The sequence below is a fragment of the Mesorhizobium sp. B2-1-8 genome (assembly GCF_006442545.2).
In the GTDB taxonomy this organism is placed as follows: domain Bacteria; phylum Pseudomonadota; class Alphaproteobacteria; order Rhizobiales; family Rhizobiaceae; genus Mesorhizobium.
The window spans coordinates 5,891,025-5,908,225 of the sequence record NZ_CP083952.1 but is presented as its reverse complement, the minus strand read 5'-3'; the positions used below and the strand labels follow the sequence as shown (position 1 = coordinate 5,908,225).

Annotated in this window: 13 protein-coding genes; 2 read left to right on the top strand and 11 right to left on the bottom strand. The window is 60.1% G+C overall.

Annotated elements, in window-relative coordinates; all coding sequences use genetic code 11:
- Nucleotides 1–54 precede the first annotated feature (54 nt).
- The 8 genes from FJ970_RS29045 to FJ970_RS29010 form a co-directional block, all read right to left on the bottom strand.
- Nucleotides 55–534, bottom strand: a complete 480-nt coding sequence (locus tag FJ970_RS29045; protein ID WP_140756769.1) for a class I SAM-dependent methyltransferase — start codon at nt 532–534, stop codon at nt 55–57.
- 206 nt (nt 535–740) lie between these two features.
- Nucleotides 741–1,922 (bottom strand): ABC transporter permease, encoded by a 1,182-nt coding sequence (locus tag FJ970_RS29040; RefSeq protein WP_140756772.1) that lies wholly within the window; start codon nt 1,920–1,922, stop codon nt 741–743.
- Nucleotides 1,919–2,917 carry an ABC transporter permease gene (locus tag FJ970_RS29035; RefSeq protein ID WP_140756774.1) on the bottom strand — a complete coding sequence of 333 codons (999 nt, stop codon included), beginning with the start codon at nt 2,915–2,917 and terminating at the stop codon, nt 1,919–1,921. Before FJ970_RS29035 ends, FJ970_RS29040 begins: the two co-directional genes overlap by 4 nt.
- A 2-nt stretch (nt 2,918–2,919) precedes the next feature.
- Nucleotides 2,920–4,788, bottom strand: a complete 1,869-nt coding sequence (locus FJ970_RS29030) for an ABC transporter substrate-binding protein (protein ID WP_415752015.1) — start codon at nt 4,786–4,788, stop codon at nt 2,920–2,922.
- A 26-nt stretch (nt 4,789–4,814) separates the two neighbouring features.
- Nucleotides 4,815–6,710, bottom strand: a complete 1,896-nt coding sequence (locus FJ970_RS29025) for an ABC transporter ATP-binding protein (protein ID WP_140757049.1) — start codon at nt 6,708–6,710, stop codon at nt 4,815–4,817.
- Between the two features lie 148 nt (nt 6,711–6,858).
- Entirely contained in the window at nt 6,859–8,199 is a 1,341-nt protein-coding gene (locus FJ970_RS29020) for an adenylate/guanylate cyclase domain-containing protein (protein ID WP_140757051.1), read from the bottom strand.
- 261 nt (nt 8,200–8,460) lie between these two features.
- On the bottom strand, nt 8,461–9,804 hold the full coding sequence (locus FJ970_RS29015; protein WP_140756778.1) for a nucleotide sugar dehydrogenase: 1,344 nt from the start codon (nt 9,802–9,804) through the stop codon (nt 8,461–8,463).
- A gap of 114 nt (nt 9,805–9,918) precedes the next feature.
- A complete protein-coding gene (locus FJ970_RS29010) occupies nt 9,919–11,079 on the bottom strand; it encodes a DUF3095 domain-containing protein (protein WP_140757053.1) in 1,161 nt (386 codons plus the stop codon).
- A gap of 92 nt (nt 11,080–11,171) precedes the next feature.
- Between FJ970_RS29010 and FJ970_RS29005 the strand changes: the two genes are divergently transcribed.
- Both FJ970_RS29005 and FJ970_RS29000 read left to right on the top strand, forming a co-directional pair.
- Complete coding sequence (locus FJ970_RS29005) at nt 11,172–12,260, top strand: glycosyltransferase family 4 protein (RefSeq protein WP_140756780.1); 1,089 nt, start codon at nt 11,172–11,174, stop codon at nt 12,258–12,260.
- Nucleotides 12,257–13,021, top strand: coding sequence for a polysaccharide deacetylase family protein (locus tag FJ970_RS29000; RefSeq protein WP_140756782.1), 765 nt, complete (start codon nt 12,257–12,259; stop codon nt 13,019–13,021). Before FJ970_RS29005 ends, FJ970_RS29000 begins: the two co-directional genes overlap by 4 nt.
- A gap of 1 nt (nt 13,022) precedes the next feature.
- On the opposite strand, the gene FJ970_RS28995 is transcribed toward FJ970_RS29000, so the two are convergent.
- The 3 genes from FJ970_RS28995 to FJ970_RS28985 are packed head-to-tail and all read right to left on the bottom strand — an operon-like array spanning nt 13,023 to nt 17,096.
- Nucleotides 13,023–13,877 (bottom strand): MBL fold metallo-hydrolase, encoded by an 855-nt coding sequence (locus FJ970_RS28995; protein ID WP_140756784.1) that lies wholly within the window; start codon nt 13,875–13,877, stop codon nt 13,023–13,025.
- A gap of 23 nt (nt 13,878–13,900) precedes the next feature.
- Nucleotides 13,901–14,347 (bottom strand): cyclic nucleotide-binding domain-containing protein, encoded by a 447-nt coding sequence (locus tag FJ970_RS28990; protein ID WP_140756786.1) that lies wholly within the window; start codon nt 14,345–14,347, stop codon nt 13,901–13,903.
- A gap of 34 nt (nt 14,348–14,381) precedes the next feature.
- Complete coding sequence (locus FJ970_RS28985; RefSeq protein WP_140756788.1) at nt 14,382–17,096, bottom strand: ABC transporter transmembrane domain-containing protein; 2,715 nt, start codon at nt 17,094–17,096, stop codon at nt 14,382–14,384.
- Between the last annotated feature and the right edge of the window lie 105 nt (nt 17,097–17,201).

The window sequence follows — 17,201 nt, the reverse complement described above, 5'->3', positions numbered from 1 at the left end:
ATTGCGTTAAAACAAAGAGCTGGAGCAGCGTTTCCGTGAAGCGCTCTCGGCCGCTCACACGCGCTTGCAGAGGAAATAACGATCGGCGGGCTCGGACGTCGGCGCCGGGAGGCGTTGCAGCAGCGGGTGATTGAGCGGCGTGCCACTGACCGCGAAGCCGCCGACGCGAAGCAGGCTCGCAATCAGATCGGGAAGCCAGGTAGCGGTCACTGCATCGCGATCATCATAGCCGGTGCCGATGTCGGCATGAACAAGGGCGGCTTCGATGCCAATGAACTTGCGGGCCGTCTCGCGTATTTCGCCGAGCACGAGGTTTTCAGCTTCGGGAATTGAACTGGTGTGTGCGCCGACTTCGCGGTCGAACACCACGATCCGACGCCCGGGCAGGCGCTCGCGCAGATGGTGGAACGTCCGGCCATTGCCGAGTCCGAGCTCGAGCACAAGCCCCTCCATCTTCGCCACTTCGGGGCAGACGTGATCGAGAATGTCACGCTGTGCGGTCATCCTGCTGATGAAATTCTCGAGACGACTCATATGCTTTTGTGTGTCCTGAACCAGATCAAGAGATCGGCAATGCCCGCGAAGAATTGTTCACGAGTGCATCCCGAAGGCGAGGCGCTAATCTCGATTGCGTGTCGGCACATATACGGGCGGACGATGAACACTGCAATAACCGTACGGGCGGCCGGCAGGGACCATACCGGGTGGAGCCGGCGGCCCGGCGCGACGGAATAGCGATCTCACTTGTAGGGGTCTGCGGCGTCCCGCAAGCCGTCGCCGAGGAAGTTGAACGCCAAGATGACGAGAACGACGGGGAGCATCGGCAAAAGCAGCCATGGATAGAACGCGATCACGCTGACGCTGCGCGCCTCGGTTAGCAGGATGCCCCAGCTGGTTGTCGGTGGCCTCAGGCCCAGCCCAAGGAAGCTCAGCGCCGTCTCGCCCAGGATCATGCCGGGTATGGAGATCGTCGCCGTCGCGATCAGATGCGACATGAAACCGGGAATGAGGTGCCGCCGGATAATGCGGCTGCTGCTGGCGCCCATCAATTGCGCGGCCAGAACGTAATCCTCCTCGCGCAAGGCCAGAAGCTTTGAACGCACGGCCCGCGCCAGTCCGGTCCAGTGGAGCAGCCCGAGGATAACGGTGATGCCGAAATAGATCAGGATTGGACTCCAGGTTATCGGCATGATCGCCGCCAGAGCCAGCCATAGCGGAATGCTGGGGATCGATTGCAGAACTTCGATTATCCGTTGAACGATCAGGTCGAAGATACCGCCGTGATAGCCAGCCAGTCCGCCTATGACAATGCCGAGCAGGAAGCTGAAACTGATGCCGACAAGGCCGATTGTCAGTGAAATGCGTGCGCCATAGATGATACGCGAGAGCACATCGCGCCCCAGCCTGTCGGTGCCGGCCAGAAAGAGCTGGCCGTTTTCGGCAGGACAGACAAAATGCCAGTCACCTTCGACCAGGCCCCAGAACCGGTAACTGTCGCCCTTGCAGAAGAAACGAATCCGCTGAACATCATCCTGGTTGTCGATGTAGTTCCGCTTGAGTGTGTCCATATCCAGCGTCATCTGGCGACCATAGACGAAGGGCCCGACAAGCTGGCCGTTATGGAACAGGTGCACCCGCTGCGGCGGCGAATAGATGTAGTCCATGTTGCGCGTGTGCAGATTGTAGGGCGCCAGGAACTCGCAGATCAGTATCCCGAAATAGAGCGCTGCCAGAAATATGCCGGACAAAAGGGCAAGCCGGTGCCGTCGGAATTTCCACCACATCAGCCGCAACTGCGACGCCTGAAAGACCTTCGACTGCTCCGCCGTCATCGCCTCGACGGATTGCAGGTCAAAAGGCGCGATGGAAACGTAGTGTTGCAGCGGGGCACCCGGAGCGGGCAGGGGCGATTGCGTGTTCATTTGGTGCTGCCGCCCTGCAAACGAATTCGTGGATCAAGCAGCGCCAGCGCCAGGTCGGAAATCAGGACACCGATCACCGTCAGGAAGGCGAGGAACATCAGGAAAGACCCTGCCAGATACATGTCCTGGCTTTGCAGCGCTCTGATCAGCATCGGCCCCGTCGTTTCCAAAGACAGCACTATCGCAGTGATTTCGGCACCGGATATGATGGCCGGCAGGATGGAGCCGATGTCGGAAATGAAGAAATTGAGCGCCATGCGCAGCGGATATTTGACGAGCGCCTTGAAGGGATGAAGGCCTTTGGCGCGCGCGGTCACGACATATTGCTTGTGAAGCTCATCGAGTAGATTGGCGCGCAGCCGCCGGATCATGCTTGCCGTGCCCCCGGTGCCGATGATCAAGACCGGGATCCAGAGATGGGCGAGGATCGACTTCGCCTTGGCCCAGCTCATCGGCTCACTGAGATATTGCGGGTCCATGAGATGGCCGATGGAGGTGCCGAACCAGATATTGGCGAAATACATCAGGATCAGCGCCAGCATGAAATTCGGAATGGCAAGGCCGAGAAGGCCGAAGAGAGTAAGGCCGTAGTCGCCCCAACTGTATTGATGTGTGGCGGAGTACATGCCGATGGGAAAGGCGATGAGCCAGGTGAAGATGATCGTGACGAAGGAAACCAGCACGGTCAGCCACATTCGGTCCCCGACGACGTCGCGAACCGGCAGCTCATACTCGAAGGAATAGCCGAAATCGCCGTGCAGCATCCCGCCGACCCAGTAGAAGTAGCGAATGACGGGCGGCTGGTCGAAACCATATTCCTTCCGCATCATTTGGATGCGATCGGAATCTACCGCTTCGCCCTGGGCCCGAAGCTCGGCGACATAGCTGTCGAAATAGTCACCCGGTGGAAGTTCGATGATGGTGAACACCAGCGCCGATATGACCAGCAGCGTTGGAACCATCACAGCGATGCGCCAGACAATATATCGAAGCACGCTCAGGAGCCTCCAAGCCAGAATGTATCCGGCATGTAGACACCGAAATAGGCGGTCGGGTCATAGCCGAAGAGTGCCTTGTCAGGCAGATTGCGCAGCCGCGAGGACACCAGAATGGGCTGAAGTGTTTCGTTCACCGTACCGATCGAGAACACCTGATCAGTGTAGATCGACAGCATTGAATTCCAGATTTCGGCGCGCTCCGTGGCTTTGGTCGATGCGTTCCAGCGCTTGAGCAAAGCCATCAACTCGACCACTTCAGGAAGATCGGGCGCCTCACCCATCTTGCCATGGGACAGATAGTAAGCGCCCCAGAGCGGCCATTGCAGTTGGTCGTCGATGGTGGGGGCCAGCTGGTATGGGTTCATGTCTGCGGTCGGCACGCCATTGTCGATGCCCGACGACATCGACATCATGATCTCGCCGCCAAGCGCGCGGCTGCGGAAGATGTCGCGCTGCGAAGTCCGGACGAACAGGGCGATGCCGATCTTGCGCCAGTGATCGGTGACGAGTTCGAGCGCGTCGGTTTCCAGCGTGCTTTCGCCGGCAGTTTCCACGATGATCTGCGCCGGGCGCCCATCGGGAAGTAGCCGCAGGCCGTCATCGTCACGTGTCTGAAGCCCGACCTGGTCTAGCAGGGCATTGGCCTGGTCGGGATCATGGGCAACCCAGGCCTTCGCGAATTCCGGCCGGTAGAGCGGGCTCTCCGGCAGGACCGTATCGGCGCTTTCCTGCGCCAATCCGTAGAACACGGCCATATTGATCTCGCGCCGGTCCACGGCGAGCGAAAGTGCGCGGCGCACGCGCACGTCACGCAAAAGGCCACGCCACACCGGGTCGGCACAATTCAGATTGGGCAGCAGCGCCAGCCGCGAACCCTGTGTGCGTTTCCAGAGATGCATCTTCACGGGGTAACGCTTCTCCGCATCCTTCAGGAAGGAGTAATCGCTGAAGTCAATTCCCATGCATTGCAGGTCGCTCTCGCCCGCACCGGTCTTGGCGGAAATGATCGCCGACGAGCTGACATTCATGACAATCCGGTCGACATAGGGCAGTTGCCGGCCATTCTCGTCTATTCGATGAAAGAACGGGTTGCGCTCGAAGATGAACTGCTCAGCCGGCGGCTTGGTCCGGTTCTGCCAGGGATCGAGCGTGGGCAGCTCCGGATTCTCCGGGCGATACTGCCGCGACATGCGGATATGCAGGAGCGTCCATTTCGCGACCCGGTTCTCCTTCATAAGGCCGGCGAGCCGGAATGGATCCTGGTATTTCTTGTGGAACTGCTTGAGATAGGCGGCCGGCAAAACAAGCGGTGTCGGCGAGGCAGCGGCAAGCTTGGGCAGGAAGTCGGGATTTGGCGCATCCCAACTGTAGCGGACAGTCAACGGATCGACGATCTCGAAACGTGGCGGCTTGCCGTCCGCCAGCAGGGCAGGGGCGAGCCCGCCTTGCGAAAGCTCATCGTTCAGCCAGACATCTTCCCAGCAATAGCGAAAATCCTCCGGCGTCAGCAGGCTGCCGTCGGACCATTTATGCCCTTCCCGAATCTTGAACGTGAAGACGCGATCATCCGCTACGTCGAAGCTTTCGAGAATGTCGGCTTGCAAGTTGAGCTTTTCGTCATAGCCGACCAGGCGGGCATATCCGTAGATCGTCATCATCCGGATATCTTTCTGGCTGCCGATGATCGTGCGCAGCGTGCCGCCATACTGGCCGGGTTGCCGGCCCATCGCAGCGAGGTTCAATACGCGCGGGCTCTTGGGCAGGCGCTCTGCGAGTGCCGGCAGAGCCCTGGCCTTCAGCTCCGGCTGAAGAAAATCCGGCTCCAAATCGCCAGCGCGCGACGTGCCCGGCAGAAGTGCCGAAGCCATGAGTCCAAGGAGGGTGCGACGGCTGATCAATGGCGCAACTCACTGACATCGGCCAAACGTCGGGCCAGCACGAGGTGGCCGCCGCCAAGATCGATCGGCGACAGCGTATCCTCTTCGCCCTCGTCGTGGAATTGCGGTCCCCATGCGCTGGCGTCGGAAGCGCCGCCGAGCTTCAGCGTCTTGAAATCCATCGGCCGGTCGAGATCGGGGAAAGGGACTGCGGCGACCAGTGAGCGCGTGTAGGGGTGGACCGGTTTCCTGAGCAGAATTTCGCGCGGCGCAAGCTCGACGATACGCCCGCCGCACATCACCGCGATGCGGTCCGCCATGTAGTCCACCACCGCCAGATTGTGGGATATGAACAGGTAGGTCAGGCCCAGTTCCTTCTGCAGGTCCTTCAGGAGGTTTAGGATCTGCGCCTGGACAGAGACATCGAGCGCCGAAACCGGCTCGTCGCAGATCAGGAGTTCTGGCCCCAGGGCTAACGCGCGCGCGATGCCGATACGCTGACGCTGCCCGCCGGAGAAACTGTGGGGATAACGCTTGATGAAGCGCGGATCGAGCCCGATTGCCTGCATCAGGCTCTTGACGGTGGCTAGTCGGGACGCGGCATTGCCACGTTGATGGATTTCCAGCGGCTCGCTCAAGATATTTTCCACCGTCATGCGAGGTGAAAGCGACGAAACCGGATCCTGAAAGACCATCTGGATTTTCGCGCGCAGCAGGCGCAGGGCGTCTCTGTCGCCTCCCAATACGTCGATCGGTCCATCGCGGCCATTGAAGATCACAGAGCCGCCGCTAGGCGTGACAGCCCGCATGAGCATCTTGCTGACGGTGGTTTTGCCGCAACCACTTTCGCCGACCAGGCCCAGGCACTCGCCCCGCCTGATATCGAAGCTCACGCCGTCCACGGCGCGAACAGAGGTTTGACGATCCCCGCCGAACCATCCGGACTTGCGGATGGTAAAAACCTTTGTCAGATCCCTGACCGACAACAGGATGTCGTCCGGTCCTTTCGATGCCGGCGCCGTCTGCTTGCCCAGCAGGGTGCCGACGTTCACCGGCACCTCGCGGAGCGCCTTTAGCCTCTCGCCCGGCTTCAGGTCGAAATGCGGAACGGCCGCCATCAGGCCCTTTAGGTAAGGGTGACCTGGCCGGCGGAATATCGCCTCGACAGGTCCCGCTTCCATGATCTCGCCATGGTACATGACCACCACCTCGTCGGCGACATTGGCGACAACGCCGAGGTCGTGCGTGATCAGCAGCATCGCCATATTCAGCTTGCTCTGAAGCCCGCGCAGCAATTGCAGGATCTGCGCCTGGATGGTGACATCCAACGCCGTCGTCGGCTCGTCGGCAATCAACAGGGCGGGCCGGCAGATAAGCGCCATGGCGATCATGGCGCGCTGACGCAATCCCCCCGAAAGTTCAAACGGATACATGTCATAGGCGCGCTTGGGATTGGGAAAGCCGACAAGGCTGAGCATTTCCTCGGTCCGCGCCTTGCGCTCCGCCCGAGCCATGGGCGTATGAATCTGCAGGGATTCGCTGACCTGGTTGCCGATCGTGTGCAGCGGCGAAAGCGATATCATCGGCTCCTGAAAGATCTTGCCGATGCGGCTGCCTCTCAGCGCCCGGATTTCGGGTCCATCACGTGGCATCTGCAGGATATCCTGTGTCGTGCCGGGCTTTTCAGGATCGGAAAACAGGATACGGCCACGAACATGGGCGGTGTTCGGCAAAATGCCCATCACTGCCTGGCTAAGAACCGATTTTCCGGAACCGGACTCGCCCACAAGCGCGGTGACCTTGCCGGGAAGGACGCGAAGATTTGCACGCCTGACGGCGTGCAACGGTCCCCCGATAATGGCAAAAGAGATGCCAAGATCTTCGACCCGTAGTAGATCAACGCCCGAATTCATTCTCACACCAGCCCCACTCTGGCAACGTGCAGAAAGCGAGAGACTAGCGCATTGCCAGTCTAGAGCAACTTGGATTCGACACGGTCGCCGGCGGCGGAACCGGCGACCGGACTGCTTACCAAAGGCGTTCGGATCAGATTGGGGTGGGCTACTGGAGCTTCCTCGGGTCGCCCGCCGACTGCCGTGCGGCATCGCGATGAAGCAGCATGACCTGCTCGGCCTCCGATCTCCGGTCGTAAATCGGCTCCAGCGCACCGTCTTCATCGAGTGCGAGAGCGCCCGACAGATCGGGTGAAAGCACCGTCAGCTTCTGCTTGATCCCCGCCAGTTCCTCGCTGCCGAGCGTCAGCCAGCTGCTGGCGCCGCAATAGCTGGCGAAGTCTTTGCTGGCGAGAACGCGGTGCGGATATTTCTTGGTCAGGGTCTGGAGGCGCTGGACCTCGTTTACAGCCGAGCCGAAGACAGAGAATGTGAGCCGGTCGGTAAGCCCGACATTGCCGAACATCACGTTGCCGACATGCAGGCCGATGCCAAATTTTATGTCGGACAACCCCTTTTCCTTCCTTCGCAGATTGAGATCCACCATGCGCGCAGTGGCCTTGTGCGCTGCCGCCAGAGCAGACTGGCAGGCGGTCTCGGAATGCGAGCGATGTCTTTCGCAAGGGTAGACGGCAATGAAGCCATCGCCTATGAAACTCATGATCTGCCCGCCTTTGCGATTGAAAGGTGTAGCAATGGCATCGAAAAACTGGTTCAGCGTATCGATGTAGATTTCGCGGCCGGAAGTTTCGGCAAGCCTTGTTGACCCGCGCATATCGGCCATGACCAGTGCGGCCCGGATTGTGTCGCCCTCGCCGCGCTTGATCTGGCCGTCCAGCACGCGTCTGCCGGCGTCGCCGCCGAGATAAGTGGTCATCATGTTGTCGGCCAACTTGGTGAGCACCGCCATTTTGGTTGCGATGGCGAGATGGTTTTGGATACGCAGCAGCGCCGAAATCATGCTCTCGCTGAAACCTGAAGCACTGTCGGTGGACCAGGACCCGATCATGCCCTGACTGGTATTGCCGTTGAAGGGATGGACGAAAGCCATGTAATCGGTCACGCCCATAAGCCTGAGTTCATCGAAAACAGGAAATTCCGTCGGGACCGACGGGTCGAGCCGGCGCCGCAGATGGTCGAGCTTGTTGCTGAGCAGATAGTAGTATGGGCTGGTCAGGAACCTGTCAGAATGAACGCCGTCCTTTTTGCGGAAGCCTTCCACTTCCATGCCTTGGCCGCGAATCCAGGTGAAGCCAAGCGCGTCATAAAGCGGATGAAGCATCGAAAAGCTCAAATGCACCCGCTTCAGTGGCAGGCCGGCAGCAGCCAGCCGTTCGCAAAACCCCTTTACCAATGTTTCCAGCTCATTGCCCGCCAGCGCCGACTGAGTCAGCCAGTCGGCAACCTTATCCATGAGAATTGTGGAAATTTCTGCTTGCGCCGTGCTCATACCACCTCGAAACCCGTCGAAGACGGAGCCATTATCCGTCGATCCGCCATAATACAGTCCGCCGGCGACCCAAAGATACCCCAAAGTCAACGACGTCGGCTTCGACGGCAGAACGGCGAAGGAATTTCCCGAATGACTGTCCTTGCAACCAAGGGACAGGCTTAACTGCATTCATGTCTTGTGGCGTTATGTGGCGAAGCCGCGGCCGGAGTGCAATCACGATCCTGGCATCGGGCAAAAAATTTGCCGGCTGGGACGCCGTCAGGCCTTCACCACCGTCTCTCGGAGCAGCCCGAGACGGCCAAAAACATTGCGTGTGTCGACGATCAGAAGGGCGTGATCAGCGATTGTCTGATAGTCGATCGCGTCATGGTCGGTTGCAACGACGACGGCATCGAAATCCTTCAAGGCCGCCTCGGTCAATTCGACCGAGCGGCGCCCCTTGATCGCCATATGCTCTCTTGTGGTCGGGATCTCGGGAACATGCGGATCGTGGAATTCCGCCCTGCCGCCCCATTCCTCGATGAGTTCAATGAGCCGCAATGAGGGGCTTTCGCGGATGTCGGGCACATTCTTCTTGTAGGCGAGCCCGATGATGAGAATGCGCGAGCGGCTGAGCGCCTTGCCGCAGCGCCGGTCCAGCGCTTTCGCCAGTTCATCGACCACATGACGCGGCATAGCAGTGTTGATCTCTGCCGCCAGCTCGATGAAGCGGGTCGGCAGTTCGTATTCGCGCGCCTTCCACGTCAGGTAGAAGGGATCGATCGGAACGCAGTGCCCGCCCAATCCGGGGCCAGGATAGAAAGGCATGTAGCCGAAGGGCTTGCTCTTGGCCGCCTCGATCACCTCCCAGATGTCGATGCCCATCGCCCCGAGCACGACCTTCAATTCGTTGACGAGGGCTATGTTGACCGAACGGAAGATGTTTTCCGTCAGCTTGACTGCCTCGGCGGTCGCCGTGCTGGAAACCGGAACGACGGTTTTGACCACGCCTTGGTAGAAAGCCTGCACGAGCGTCGCAGCTTCGATGCCGTCACCTGCCACGACCTTGGGGATCGTCGCGACTTCAAAGTTGCGGTTGCCGGGATCCTCGCGTTCGGGCGAGAAGCCGAGGAAGAAGTCTATCTTCGACTGCAAACCGGTTTCTTCCAGTATGGGCTTGATCACGTCGTCGGTGGTGCCGGGATAGGTGGTAGATTCCAGCACGATGAGGTGGCCGAGACGCAGATGCTTTGCGATGACGCCAGTCGTGTTCCTGACAAAGGAGAGGTCCGGCTCACGGTTTTTCGTCAGCGGCGTCGGAACGCAGATGATGATGATATCGCAGACGGACAGTTCGGCAAAATCCGCCGTGGCGCGGAACCGTCCACTCGCCACGTGGCCGGCAAGGGCTGTCGACGTCACCGCCTCAACGTAGGATTGGCCGTTGTTCAGGCTCTCAACCTTCTGGGCTTCGATATCGAAGCCGAAAACCGGGAAGCCGGCGCGTGCGACCGCGATTGCCAGCGGCAACCCGACATAGCCCAATCCGATCACGCCGACTCGCGCGGCGTGCGTCGAGATACGGTTCAGCAGACGGTCATATGCCGATCGTGAAGCGTCCAAAAAACTGCTTTCCCGTCAATTCGGATAGGCTGGCCGCTACCAGGCGCGGCTTACCATGGTCCCAGGAGCCATGGCCGGGGCATATTGCGGAAAATGGATTCTCGCAAGCCGTCATCAGACCGGCAACTTTGCCTTCAAACTTGCGGCAGCCATCGCATAGCCGCCGGCGGCACCATCTATGAAATGAACGTGATCGCGCTGCAGCGGCGAGGCGACCAGGCATGTCATCAAGGCCGATTTCTGGCGGTGCAGGCCATAGTTGCAGATGCCCGCCTCTTCCGCCTGTTTCAGCCGGTTCTCGATCCGTTGCAACACATCAGCGTCAACGTCGATGGTCATCTTCAAGCCGTCGTCGAATTTCCGGAAATCCGAATTGCTGGCCACGTCGCGTTTGTAGATCTTCGGATCGAAACTGCCGATCGTCCAGCCATATCTGTCGGTGACGGCCGTAAGCGTCATCAGGAACACTATCCACAGCTTCGACAGCCACCGCCGTCCTGCCGGCGCCGTGGCCCGCGCCTCAATATCGAGGCCGGCGGGCAGCAAGCTGTAATCCGGCCCGTTCACCGGCACAGGGTGGCCATCGCGTTCCTGCCTGCCGGCAAGGGCGATGATGTCGGATGCCAGAAACTGAAAACCGCGCAGGTCGCGCGACGCCCCCGGTATGGCTATGATCGAGACGATTTCGCCATGCCGGGTTTCGATCGGGTTCCAGCGGCAGGAGAGGCCGGTCAGATCCGGCCGTGCGCCGGCCGGCGCAGGATCGACGCGGTAGCGCCCCGCTTTCATCTCGGCTTCCGCCCAACTGCCGCCACCGCCGGCGAACATGGCATAGAAGACCGCATCGGATGCTTGGAACCTTGCCACGCGAACGTCGAGGCCTTGCGCTCGAATATCCTTTATAGGCACGATTGCGGCACGCAGGGTTAGGTCCAGTTCGTCCGCCACCCATCTCTGGACAGCCGCCAGCGCGTTGCGGGTGGTCTCCACCGCCGAGCCGGGAAATGCGACGAGCGCGCCGTCGCCGCCGAAGACAAAGGGAAGATCTTGCCGACCCAGCGCATTGAGCAGGGCCGAAATGACACTGGCGCCAGCCATATTGACTGTTTTATAGCGTCCAGTCTCGATCGCCTTTGTCGAGCCGACGATGTCGGCGGTGGCCAGCGCCCAGCCATCGGGGAGAGGCCGATAGTTGTCGATATCGGCAACGCTTTCGAACTTTGCGAAGACCGGCAGAGAAGCGACAAACGGGTCCGACGCGGCAGCTGTTTCCATGAGCATCAGATAGCACATTCCACTGCTTGAAGGTGAAGTCGATGATGGTTCGAAATTGACTTGCGCATGCTTTCCGATGATAGGGTCGCGCAATGCGAATTGCCTTCTACGCACCGCTGAAGTCGCCCAATCATTCCGTTGCCTCCGGCGACCGCCAGATGGCACGCACGCTGGTCAAGGCGCTGGAGCATGGAGGACACAGCGTCGAACTGGCATCCGAATTGCGCTTCTATCTACGCGAACCGGAGCCGAAAAGTTTCGATGCGCTCAAGATAGAGGCCCGAGAGGAAGCCGCGCGACTGACCAGACTTTGGGATCGTGACGGCAAGCCCGATCTATGGTTCTGCTATCATCCCTATTACAAAGCGCCCGACCTGATCGGGCCCGAGCTGGCGTCGACCTTTGCTGTCCCATATGTGACGGCGGAAGCCTCCTATTCGAGGCGGCGCAATGCCGGTTTGTGGGCCGATACGCAAGCGTTGGTGGTGCGCGCCGTCGAACAGGCGGCACTGAACATCTGCTTCACGCAAAGGGATCGTCGGGGACTGGCAGATGCGATACCCGGGGTCGCTGTTGATATGCTGTCGCCCTTTATCGACACATCGGTATTCCAGGAGATGCCGGCACGAGGTTGTCCAACGCGCCTCGTTGCCGTTGCCATGATGCGCCCGGGCGACAAAGTCGAAAGCTATCGCATGCTGGCACAAGCGCTCGGTCTGATCGGCCACCTGCCCTGGACCATGTCGGTCGTCGGCGACGGGCCTGCCCGTGACGAGGTCAAGGCGCAATTCGCCGGCTTTGCCGCCGACCGTATCGAATGGCTTGGCGCGATTGAGCCAGCCGCAGTGCCGGATATCCTTTATGGCGGAGGAATTTACGTCTGGCCGGGTTACGGCGAGGCCTATGGCGTTGCCTATCTTGAAGCACAGGCCGCCGGCCTTCCGGTGGTGGCTCAGCACATCGCCGGCGTGCCGGAAGTCGTGCGAGATGGCCAGACCGGGTTTCTCACCCCGCCGCGCGATGTGGCGGCGTTCGCTTCTGCCATTGAAAGGCTTCTGGCCCGTAACGATGAAAGAACCACCATGGCTGCAGAGGCCAGACGTTTCATCCTTGAAGAACGTTCCCTCGGCGTTGCAGCGGCGCATCTGGCCGAACTTCTTCCGAAGGTCCCGGTTTCATGACATCGTCCGATCGGATCTGGCAGCCCTTGGTGGAAGAACTGGCGGGCCGGCAACGGGCGGGTCGTAAGGCAGAGTTCTGGCTGCGCGACGATGATGCCGTGGATCCGACGCCTGCGCTTGATCGGCTGCTCGACCTCACCGGTGAATTCGCGGTTCCGGTCACTCTGGCCGTCATTCCGGCCCTCACTGATGAGAAGCTTGTCGCCCGGCTTGACGAGGCGCCGCATGCCACGGTCGCCATCCATGGATGGGTGCATCGAAATCATGCGCCCGAGGGTCAGAAAAAGCAGGAACTCGGCGCCCATCGGCCACGCGAGGCGGTGCTCGATGAACTGGCTGGCGGGCTGTCGCACGTAACCGGCCTGCACGGCGCGCGCACCGTTCCGATGCTGGTGCCCCCCTGGAACAGGATCGACGCCGGCCTGGTATCCGACCTTGGATCGATAGGATTTGCGGCATTGTCGGTCTATGGGCCGCCGAAGCAGGCTTCGCTGGCGGTCATCAACAGCAATGTCGACATCATGGATTGGCCTGGCACGCGCGGCTGCCGCGATCACGGCCTATTGGTCCAGGCAATCATCGCGCACTTGCAGCATGCATTCGACGACGAACCGGTCGGCCTGCTCACTCACCATCTCGTACATGATGAATCGGCATGGCTTTTCCTCGAACGGCTGTTCGCGGTCACCGCACGGACTGAAGCCTGCGCATGGCTTCCGATCAGGACATTGATCGCGCGCAGCGCCGGTAGAAGAAAATAGCTCAGCGCTTTTTATGCGATGAGACTGGAAATTTGAGCGTCTGGCCATCCCGCGCGGCAAACGCGCCGGCAAACCTGTCCTTGGCCAGTTTCTCCATCTCGTCCAGTTGCTCGTCGGTGCGTGCTGGATCGTGGTGAAACAGCGCGAGCCCCCGCGCACCGGCCGCCTCACAGAGCTTGACGCCCTGTTGCCATGTCGAGTGGCCGTTACCGCGGCGGCGTTCCATTTCCTTCTCGGTATAGGTGCAATCGTAAACGACGAGGTCGGCATCGTCGATCAGGCCGAGCACCGACTGATCGAGCTTGCCCGTCTCGTGCTCGGTGTCCGTGATCACCGCCACGACGCGGCCGCCCCATTCGACTCGGTAGCCTATGCAGCCGCCCGGATGGGTAAGGCTGTCGGTCCGAACCACCACCCCTTCGCGCGGCCGAAGCACGTCTCCGGACACGAAATCGCGGCAGTCGAGCTTTGCCTTGCAGACGTCCATTTTCACCGGAAACCACGGCGGACGTATGAACTCATCGATCATCTGCCGGGTCGTCATGCGTCCTGCAAGATGCCCGGACCAAACGGTAAGCTTGACACTCGGGTCAAAGATCGGCGCAAAAGCCGGCAGCCCGATGATGTGATCGTAATGGCAATGGGTGAAAAGCAGGTCGAAATCGGTCACGTCCGCCGCCTGAAACGCCCTGCCGGCAGCCCGCAGGCCAGAGCCCGCGTCGAACAGAAGCGTATGCTTGCCGCATCGCATCTCAATGGAGCTTGTGTTGCCGCCATAGCGAGCGAATTCTGGCCCGGATACCGCGATGCTGCCGCGCACGCCCCAAAATCTGACCAGGAAAAAATCGTCGTCCATACTACTTTTCGCCCATCGTGGCTCTAGGCGGTTCGTGCGTCGATCAGATCCGCGGTCGTATGGCTCAGCCGATCGGCAAGAACCCGCAATATCTCGATCGTCATTTCCGGGAATTCCTTCATAAGCCTCAGGAAATGATCCTTGCGGATTCTCAAAGCCTCCAGATCACTTGCCGCTCTGACGGTGGCAGTGCGGGAGCTGTTGCACAATATGGCGATCTCGCCGACGATCGAATTTGGCAGCAGTTCGGCAACTTTTATCGGCCCGCTGTCGGAATCGACCAGAATATCCGCCCTGCCTGAAAGGATGACATAGGCGGCGTCTGCCTCGTCGCCCTGCCGGAAAAGAATCTGGCCGGCGCCGTAGTTCACGCGATCGGATGTGAACGCGAGCAGCTTGAGCTTTGCCGGCTCAATGCCAGAGAACAAGGGAACGCGTTGCAGCATTCCAACTTCATCCTTGAGCAGCATTGTCGCAAACCTTCCTAAATTCGCGTCTGCCAGACTATGACAGAAGTTCCTTGAAAATACCGTTCCCTGCCAAAAGTGTCTCGTGTGTACCGTCTTCCACCAATTGACCCGAGTCAAAGACGATAACGCGATCGAACCCTATCGCCATTGCCGGACTCGTCACGACCCACACAATTGCCGGCGAATGGCTGTCGCGTCTGGCCTCCTCGAGCACGTTTCGCAGCACCTTGTCCTGAATGCGCTGATCGAGCGCCGACAGCGGCCGGTTGAGAATGAGAAAATCGGGACGTTTGAGCAGGGCCCGGGCAACATCGAGCTTCTGTCGCTGCCCAGCGGTCAGCCGCCTGCCGCCGGCGCCGACGTTGAAATCCAGGCCGACATCCAGAAGCTCGGCATAAAGCCCCAGCTCGTCAAGAATTTCATAGACGATGGAGCGTATGCGGTCCGGCGCGTCGGGATGGTTGTTACCTACACGCCCGAACAGGACATTGTCCATGACGGTCGCCGCGGCAATGTATTTGGCAGGATCATACCGTTCGATCGCGTTTTGCAGCTCGGACGGCAGGTTTTCATAGAACTGGTTGCGTGCGGCGACGATCTTGCTCATCAGCTCGCCGGTCAGCAGGCCGAAGCGGTGCCGGGGCTCGATATAGGCAAAGCTCAAGGTGATAATCATGGCGCGGTCGGCCTCCGAAACCGCCTCGTAGGGACGGTTCTTGAGCCGCTGCAGCAAGGTCTCGTAGGTGGGGATCTCTTCGGCGCTCATGAAGGCGAGCTGCTGAAGGAATTGGTGATCGGGCGGCAGGTCGGCAAACAGCTCGATCGCCTGTTCGGCGATCTCCATGCCCATTTCGTAGAGCGTGCGGTCGAGGCCGGCTTGCTTCAGCACGGAAGCAAAATAGGGATTGGCCGCCAGAGCCTTGTCGGCCAGTTCGGGGCCGGCGGCCGCGCCGAAAAGCAGGTTCTGGCCGATCGTCGCTTCCGTGTTGTAAGCGCCCGGCTCGAAAGGAACCACCAGTTCGCGCAGCCCTTCCTGTTCTAGCCGGGTTCGCAGCGCTGCACGCAGTTCGACGATCCGCCCGGCAAGCTTCGTGTGACGCGTGAGGTCGGCCGAAGAGCGCAAGCCAAGATCCAGAATGTCGCGCGACAGAAGAACCGCGTCGAGCACCCGGCGCACGGCTTCAAAGAGGTCGTGCGGTCCGGTAGCCCCGGCGGAAGCATAGTTGATCCAGTCGCTGTGGATGTCGAGATCCGGATTGCCCGACCGACGCGCCTCGTCAATGTTCCAGCGGTGCTGGTCTGCCGCGGCACCGTCATAAGTCACCTGTGTCAGCGGCGCATGTTTCAACCCGTAGAGCAGGTTATCGCGGAGGCTTGCCTGGAACAGGAAAACATCCGACGAGGCATAGGACATGCGCCGGCCGGTCACCGCTTCCGGGAGTTCAAGCAGGTCGTCGGTGCCCGAAGTGACCCTTCCACTGTCCGGCCAGTTCAGCCGCGCGAAGGCTTCTGCTAGCGCCTCCGCTCCACCTGTTGGGGTGCTTACCAGCGCCACCGTCTCAGCCGGCTTGACCTGCATGGAGATACGGTTGAGGAGCATTGAACCGCCATCGTCTGCCATGGACAGACCGACCGCCGACAGCGGGTTTGTCATCGGACCGGGATCGTCGATCGTCAGTGCTCCGATTCCCGGCGCAATGATGTCATCGACGGTAAACTGTTCAACGACCTGTTGATATTTGACCTGGACATCCTGCCGATCCTGATCCCAGTCGATCAGTTCCTTCATCGGTCCGGGCAAGTCCTTGTAGGCGCCGATCACGGCCACGAGTTGGCCGACGTCCAGCCGGCCCCCGATGACCAGATACCCGCCGATCATGTAGAACAGAAAGGGCGTGAGCTGCGCGAGAAAATTGTTGAGGAACTTTACCATGAATTTCCATTGGTAAAGATCGAAGCGGATCTTGAAGATGAGCCCGAGCCGGGCAGCTATGTCGGCGCGCTCGTAGTTTGACGTATCGTGGACGTGAACCGCGCCGATGCCGTCGACGATTTCGCCAACCCGGCCCGAAAGCGCGCGCGCCGTCAATTGTCGTTGGCGCCCGAGCACGAGTAGCCGCCGCCGCATTCGCGGGATGAGCACGATCTGGATCACCACGATCACGACCGCTATCATTCCGAGCCAGACGTTCTGGACCATGATGAACAGCATGGCCGTCAGCGCCTGGCCGCCGAGCAGCACCGGCTGCAGGAAGGCATCGCCGATGAAGCCGCCCAAGGGCTCGACCTCGTCCTTCACCATGGTCGCCACTTCGGCGGATTTCACCCGCTTGAAGTAAATCGGCGGAAACCGCAGCACACGATCGACCAGATCGAAGCGGATACGCCGCAGCATGCGTTCGCCGAGACGGCCCTTGTAGGTGTTGATGTAGAGTTTGAACAGGCCGTTGATGACGACCAGCAAGAGGAACACGATGCTCAGGGCAAGCAGCGTCGCCTTGCGGCCGAGCTGAAAACCGGAGAAGAACAGGACCTCGCCAATAAACGGCAGGTTATAGTGCAACCTCATGAAAGGCAGGGTCGCGCCGGGTTGCTCGAAGCCGCGGCCTTGGATCGGGCCGTTGACGATGAGCTTCGGCAAGTTGAAGGACATGAAATACGGGATCATCGAGAGCACGACGATCAGCAATATCCAGACCTGCTGCTTCTTGGTGTGCATCCAGATATAGCGGGCTAGGCTGGGTTCCATATGCGACTGTGGACCTCAGTTGGAAGGATGGATGCAAAAGCACCTGCTGGCGAATGGCGTATCGGCAATTTCTTCGTCGCCAATGACAAGCTCGAAGCTGCAGTG

What these genes read in the sequence shown, in the direction of transcription:
- FJ970_RS29040 (WP_140756772.1), bottom strand. Translation starts at nt 1,922, where the DNA reads ATGAACACGCAATCGCCCCTGCCCGCTCCGGGTGCCCCGCTGCAACAC.
- FJ970_RS29020 (WP_140757051.1), bottom strand. Translation starts at nt 8,199, where the DNA reads ATGAGCACGGCGCAAGCAGAAATTTCCACAATTCTCATGGATAAGGTT.
- FJ970_RS29010 (WP_140757053.1), bottom strand. Translation starts at nt 11,079, where the DNA reads ATGGAAACAGCTGCCGCGTCGGACCCGTTTGTCGCTTCTCTGCCGGTC.
- FJ970_RS29005 (WP_140756780.1), top strand. Translation starts at nt 11,172, where the DNA reads ATGCGAATTGCCTTCTACGCACCGCTGAAGTCGCCCAATCATTCCGTT.
- FJ970_RS29000 (WP_140756782.1), top strand. Translation starts at nt 12,257, where the DNA reads ATGACATCGTCCGATCGGATCTGGCAGCCCTTGGTGGAAGAACTGGCG.
- FJ970_RS28990 (WP_140756786.1), bottom strand. Translation starts at nt 14,347, where the DNA reads ATGCTGCTCAAGGATGAAGTTGGAATGCTGCAACGCGTTCCCTTGTTC.
- FJ970_RS28985 (WP_140756788.1), bottom strand. Translation starts at nt 17,096, where the DNA reads ATGGAACCCAGCCTAGCCCGCTATATCTGGATGCACACCAAGAAGCAG.
- FJ970_RS29030 (WP_415752015.1), bottom strand. Translation starts at nt 4,788, where the DNA reads ATGGCTTCGGCACTTCTGCCGGGCACGTCGCGCGCTGGCGATTTGGAG.
- FJ970_RS28995 (WP_140756784.1), bottom strand. Translation starts at nt 13,877, where the DNA reads ATGGACGACGATTTTTTCCTGGTCAGATTTTGGGGCGTGCGCGGCAGC.
- FJ970_RS29045 (WP_140756769.1), bottom strand. Translation starts at nt 534, where the DNA reads ATGAGTCGTCTCGAGAATTTCATCAGCAGGATGACCGCACAGCGTGAC.
- FJ970_RS29025 (WP_140757049.1), bottom strand. Translation starts at nt 6,710, where the DNA reads ATGAATTCGGGCGTTGATCTACTACGGGTCGAAGATCTTGGCATCTCT.